Origin of the sequence: Streptomyces sp. NPDC089919, assembly GCF_040684615.1 — a bacterium.
Classification (GTDB): domain Bacteria; phylum Actinomycetota; class Actinomycetes; order Streptomycetales; family Streptomycetaceae; genus Streptomyces.
Map to the genome: position 1 here is coordinate 23,331 of NZ_JBFBGK010000105.1, position 6,000 is coordinate 29,330.

Here is a 6,000-nt window from a genome sequence, read left to right on the forward strand (position 1 = left end):
ACCTGCGCGGCGCTGCCTACAGTGCGAACCATGAGCGTCACCGTGGAGCAGACCCAGGGAACCAGGAACCGCTTCCTGAAGCGGGTGCCCGACGCGTTCGCCGCCTTCTTCGGGACCCTCGGCCTGCTGTGCGCCCTGCTGGCGCTCTCCCCGGGGCTGCGCCGCCTGCTGCGGCACGTGGTGCGCTACCTCGACGCGCTGGTCGTGCCGGTCAGCGCCAACCTCGCCTACGCCGCCTTCCTCACCCTCCTCGCGGCCGCGCTCGGCAGCCGCAAGAAGGTCGCCTGGTGGATCGTGGTCGCCTATCTGGCCCTGCTGCTCCTGACCGACGTGCTCTTCCTGGTCGACGGCGACTGGTGGTACTCGGGCATCTCCACCGTCATCGCGATCGCCGCGCTGACCGTGCTGGTGATGGCCCGCAAGGAGTTCTACGCGGCCTCCCGGCACGGCGCGTTCTGGCTCGCCATGCTGGTGCTCGGCATCGGGCTGGTGGTGGCGGTCTTCCTCGGCTGGGGCCTGGTGTCCGTCTGGCCCGGCACCCTGCCCAGCGGCCAGCGGCTGGACTGGGCGGCCAAGCAGGTCTTCGGCGGCCTGGTCTCGGCCCGCCAGTTCGACGGCCGGCCGCCCCGGCCCCTGTACTTCTTCTGCGGCCTGTTCGGCGCGCTGGCCCTGCTGAACGCCGCCGCCACGCTCTTCCGCTCGCAGCGCATGGAGGCGGCCCTGCACGGCGACGAGGAGCCGCGGATCCGCGCGCTGCTCGGCGCCTACGGCCGCAACGACTCGCTGGGCTACTTCGCCACCCGGCGCGACAAGGCCGTCGTCTTCGCGCCCAACGGCCGGGCCGCCGTCACCTACCGCGTGGAGACCGGGGTCTGCCTGGCCTCCGGAGACCCGGTCGGCGACCCCGGCGCCTGGACCGCGGCGGTCGACGAGTGGCTGGCCCTGGCCCGCCGCTACGGCTGGCAGCCGGCCGTGATGGGCGCCTCGGAGGAGGGCGCCACCGCCTACGCCCGGTCCGGTCTCGGCGCCCTCCAACTGGGCGACGAGGCGATCTTGCACGTGGCCCGCTTCGACCTCGACGGCCGGGACATGCGGGTCACCCGGCAGGCCGTCAACCGGGTGCGCCGCACCGGCGCCACCACGCAGATCCGCCGGCACTCCGCGCTCACCGAGGAGGAGATGCAGCGCACCGTCGACCGGGCCGACAAGTGGCGCGACACCGAGACCGAGCGCGGCTTCTCCATGGCCCTGGACCGGCTCGGCGACCCCGAGGACGGCGACTGCCTGCTGGTGGAGGCCTTCGACGCGGAGGGCAACCTGATCGCCCTGCTGTCCTTCGTCCCCTGGGGCAAGGACGGCATCTCCCTGGACCTGATGCGCCGGGACCGCAAGGCGCCCAACGGCGTCATGGAGTTCATGGTGGCCGAGCTGTGCGCGCAGGCGCCCAAGCTGGGCGTGCGGCGGATCTCCCTGAACTTCGCCGTCTTCCGCTCCGTCTTCGAGGAGGGCGGCCGGATCGGCGCCGGCCCGGTGCTGCGGCTGTGGCGCCGGCTGCTGCTGTTCTTCTCCCGCTGGTGGCAGCTGGAGGCGCTGTACCGGTCCAACGTGAAGTACCAGCCGGAGTGGTACCCGCGCTTCCTCTGCTACGGGGACGCCGGTTCGCTCGCCCGGATCAGCCTCGCCTCGGGCATCGCCGAGGGGTTCGTCTCGGTACCGAGCCTGCACAAGCTCTGGGGCCGGGGGCGCAGCGGCGGCGGGGTCGCCGCCCCCACCACCGCCCACCTGCCGGCCATCGAGGCCCTCGGCCTGGCCCAGGAGGCCCTGCCGGGCGCCCCCGCGGCGCCGCCGCTGCCCGACCAGGTCCGGGTACGGCACCGCAAGCTCGAGCGGCTGCGGGCCGCCGGCGTGGACGCCTATCCCGTCGGCATCCCGCAGCGCACCCACACCGTGGCCGAGCTGGGCGCGGGCGGCCGGACGCTGCCCGCCGACGCCCGGACCGGCGAGGTGGTCACCGTCGCCGGGCGGGTGATGGTGGTGCGCGACCTGGGCGGCGTGGTGTTCGCGGTGCTCCGGGACTGGTCGGGCGACCTCCAGCTGATGTTCACCCGGGACGGCTCCGGTGCGGACCTGGTCGCGGAGTTCACCGGCACCGTGGACATCGGTGACCACGTGGTGGCCACCGGCGAGCTCGGGGCCAGCCGCAGCGGCGAGCTGTCGGTGGTGGTCGGCAGCTGGCAGCTGACCGGCAAGTGCCTGCGCCCGCTGCCCGACAAGCGCAAGGGCCTGGCCGACCCGGAGGCGCGGGTGCGCCGCCGGTACCTCGACCTGGTGGCCCGGCCCGAGGCCCGCGAGGTGGTGCGGGCTCGCTCGGCGGCCGTCCAGGCGCTGCGCCGGGGCCTGTTGGACCGGGGCTACCTGGAGGTCGAGACCCCGATGCTCCAGCAGATCCACGGCGGCGCCAACGCCCGGCCCTTCACCACCCACATCAACGCCTACGACCTGGACCTGTACCTGCGCATCGCCCCCGAGCTGTACCTGAAGCGGCTGTGCGTGGGCGGCATGGAGAAGGTCTTCGAGATGGGCCGCACCTTCCGCAACGAGGGCGTCTCGTACAAGCACAACCCGGAGTTCACGATGCTGGAGGCCTACCAGGCCTTCGCCGACTACGACGTGATGCTCGACCTGACCCGGGAGCTGATCCAGGGCGCGGCCGTCGCGGCCAACGGCGCCCAGGTGGCCCGCAAGGCCGGCCCCGACGGCGTCCTCGTCGAGCACGACATCTCCGGGCTCTGGCCGGTGAAGACGATGTACGGGGCGATCGGCGAGGCGCTGGGCGAGGAGGTGGACGCGGACACCGAGGAGCCGGTGCTGCGCCGCCTGTGCGACCGCGCGGGGGTCCCGCACACCCCGGAGAACACCCGCGGCGACGTGGTGCTGGAGATGTACGAGCGGCTGGTGGAGGAGCGGACCACGCTGCCCACCTTCTACAAGGACTTCCCGACCGACGTCTCCCCGCTCACCCGCCAGCACCGCAAGGACCCCCGGCTCGCAGAGCGCTGGGACCTGGTCGCCTTCGGCACCGAGCTGGGCACGGCCTACTCGGAGCTGACCGACCCGGTCGAGCAGCGGCGCCGGCTGACCGCGCAGTCGCTGCTGGCCGCGGGCGGGGACCCGGAGGCGATGGAGATCGACGAGGACTTCCTCGACGCGCTGGAGTACGCGATGCCGCCCACCGGCGGGCTGGGCATCGGCGTCGACCGGCTGGTGATGTTCCTGACGGGTCTGACGATCCGGGAGACCCTGCCGTTCCCCCTGGTGCGCCGCGGCAAGTGACAGGTCCGGGCGGGTGAACCCGCGGGTGAACATGGGCTCTTGACCGGCGTTGTCGAAGCCCGCACGCTGGGTCGCGTGCGAGCAATTGATAATGAAATCGGATGAGCTTCTTCCGGGGCGGCGGGGAATGCTGCGCTCCGCCGTGTTCCTGGGTACCGCCGTCGCCGCCGGGCTGCTGACCGGGGGAGAGGCCGGCTCCCCGGGAGCCCCCGCCCCGACGCGGACCGGCGCCGCCGGTCCGGCCGCCGGCCGCCCCGCACCCGCCGCGGGCGCGCCCGCGCGCCCCGGGCCGCCCGGGCAGGCCGCCCGCCCGCAGCTGCCCTCCTCGTACCGGCTCAGCCCCATGACCGCGGAGCTGCCGCCGCGGCACCGGCCCGCCAAGCCCCAGGTCCGGGTCCGGCCGCTGTTGGAGATGCCGGTCGTGGGCAGCAACATGGTGCTCACCTTCGACGACGGGCCCGACCCCCGGTACACCCCCGGCATCCTGGACACCCTGCGCCGGTACGACGTCCGGGCCACGTTCTTCGTCTGCGGCGAGATGGCCGTGGACAACAAGGACCTGCTGCGCCGGATGGCCGACGAGGGCCATGTGATCGGCAACCACACCTGGACCCACCCGCTCATCCCCAAGCTCAGCCGCGCCAAGCTGGCCTGGGAGATCGGCCGCACCAGCGACGTGATCCAGCAGGCGGTGGGGGAGGCGCCGGTGTGGTTCCGCGCGCCGTACGGGGCCTGGAACCGGGCGGCCTTCGAGATCGGCGCCGGGCTCGGGATGGAGCCGCTGGCCTGGACCGTGGACACGCTGGACTGGACGGAGCCGGGCACCTCGACCATCGTCAGCCGGGTCCTCAAGGGCGCGGCGCCCGGCGTGGTGGTGCTCTCCCACGACGCGGGCGGCAACCGCTCGCAGAGCGTGGCGGCGCTGAAGACCTACCTGCCCAGGCTGCTGGACCGGGGCTTCGAACTCACCCTGCCGGTGCTGCCGCCGCGGCGCTGAGGCCGTACGTGGTCTCCGAACTGCTCAAGTCCGCGGTGCACGAGGACCGGCCCTGCCGGGCGGTGGCCGGGGCGCTGGCGCCGCTGGTGGCCTGTCCGCCGCCGGGCGACTGGTCCTTCCCCAGCAACCACTCCGCGATCGCGGGGGCCGCGGCGGTCGGGCTGGCGCTGGCCGCGCGCGGGGCGGGGGCGGCGGCCGGGCTGCCGGGCCGGGGGCCGCTGCAGGGGAACGCGCTCGCGCTGCTGGTGGTGCCGATGGCGCTGCTGATGGCCTTCTCGCGGGTGTTCGTGGGCGTCCACTACCCGCACGACGTGGCGATGGGGCTGATCCTGGGCGCTTCGGTGGCCTCGCTGGTGATGGCGCTGGGGGCCCGGCCGCTGGGCGGGGTGCTGGCCTCGATGCGGGGCTCCGGGTCCGGGGCGGCGCGCTGGCTGACCGGTCCGGGGCCCGCGCGGCGTCCCTGAACGTGCCAGGATGCGGAGTGTCATGACTGCCATCACTCCTTCCCCCGCCGCCGCCGTTCCGGCCGGCGAGCTGCCCGTGGCGCCGGGGGCGCTGCACGCCCCTGTGATCGACTGGTTCGAGGAGCACGCCCGGGACCTGCCGTGGCGGCGTCCCGAGGCGGGGCCCTGGGGCGTGATGGTCAGCGAGTTCATGCTCCAGCAGACGCCGGTGGTGCGGGTGCTGCCGGTGTACGAGCAGTGGCTGGCCCGCTGGCCGCGGCCGGCCGACCTGGCCGCGGACGCCCCGGGCGAGGCGGTCCGCGCCTGGGGGCGGCTCGGGTACCCGCGGCGGGCGCTGCGGCTGCACGGGGCGGCGGTGGCGATAACGGAACGGCACGGCGGGGACGTGCCGCGGGACCACGCGGCCCTGCTGGCGCTGCCGGGGATCGGCGAGTACACGGCCGCGGCGGTGGCGTCCTTCGCGTACGGGCAGCGGCACGCGGTGCTCGACACGAACGTCCGGCGGGTGTTCGCGCGGGCCGTGACGGGGGCGGAGTACCCGCCGAACGCCACCACGGCCGCCGAGCGGCGGCTGGCGCGGGCACTGCTGCCGGCCGACGAGCCGACGGCGGCCGCCTGGGCCGCGGCCTCGATGGAGCTGGGCGCGCTGGTGTGCACGGCGAAGTCGCCGTCCTGCGAGCGGTGTCCGATCGAGGGGCGGTGCGCTTGGCGGTTGGCGGGGAAGCCGGCGCACGACGGGCCGGCCCGGCGCGGCCAGACCTACGCCGGTACGGACCGGCAGGTGCGGGGGCGTCTGCTGGCGGTCCTGCGCGACGCCCCCGGGGCCGTCCCCCAGTCCGCCCTCGACGCCGTCTGGCACGACCCGGTCCAACGTGCCCGAGCCCTCGACGGCCTCGTCGCCGACGGCCTCGTAGAACCCCTCCCCGGCCCCACCTACCGCCTCCCCCTGACCTAGCCCTTGCCGGCCCTGGCGGGCCCCTCCAGCCTCGCCGGCGTTTGGCGTTGCCCCGGCCATTCCAGCCGCGCGGCGTTTGAGCGCACCGGCGCGGAGCGTCGGTATGGGGGTCCGGGGGCGGAGCCCACGGTTTCGGGAAGGGGCGGGGAGGGGACAGCTCCGCGCAGCGGCCGGGCGCGGGCCCGGAACCCGCGCCTCAATCGCCGGCGGGGCTGGAGTTGTCCCCGGCGGGGCCGTGCCAAAGGGTGGGC

General features: G+C 74.8%; 3 protein-coding genes and 1 pseudogene. All 4 read left to right on the forward strand.

From position 1 onward, the window contains the following. The first annotated feature begins 30 nt into the window (after positions 1-30). The 4 genes and pseudogenes from lysX (at position 31) to AB0O40_RS30890 (ending at position 5,749) form a co-directional block, all read left to right on the forward strand. Complete coding sequence (gene lysX, locus AB0O40_RS30875; RefSeq protein ID WP_365048549.1) at positions 31-3,333, forward strand: bifunctional lysylphosphatidylglycerol synthetase/lysine--tRNA ligase LysX; 3,303 nt, start codon at positions 31-33, stop codon at positions 3,331-3,333. A 91-nt stretch (positions 3,334-3,424) separates the two neighbouring features. Further along, positions 3,425-4,330 (forward strand): polysaccharide deacetylase family protein, encoded by a 906-nt coding sequence (locus tag AB0O40_RS30880; RefSeq protein ID WP_365048551.1) that lies wholly within the window; start codon positions 3,425-3,427, stop codon positions 4,328-4,330. A gap of 5 nt (positions 4,331-4,335) precedes the next feature. After that, positions 4,336-4,794, forward strand: a pseudogene (locus AB0O40_RS30885) (phosphatase PAP2 family protein); the annotation flags it as partial. 22 nt (positions 4,795-4,816) lie between these two features. After that, positions 4,817-5,749: an A/G-specific adenine glycosylase gene (locus tag AB0O40_RS30890; protein ID WP_365048553.1), complete on the forward strand. Its 933-nt coding sequence runs from the start codon at positions 4,817-4,819 to the stop codon at positions 5,747-5,749. Positions 5,750-6,000 lie beyond the last annotated feature (251 nt).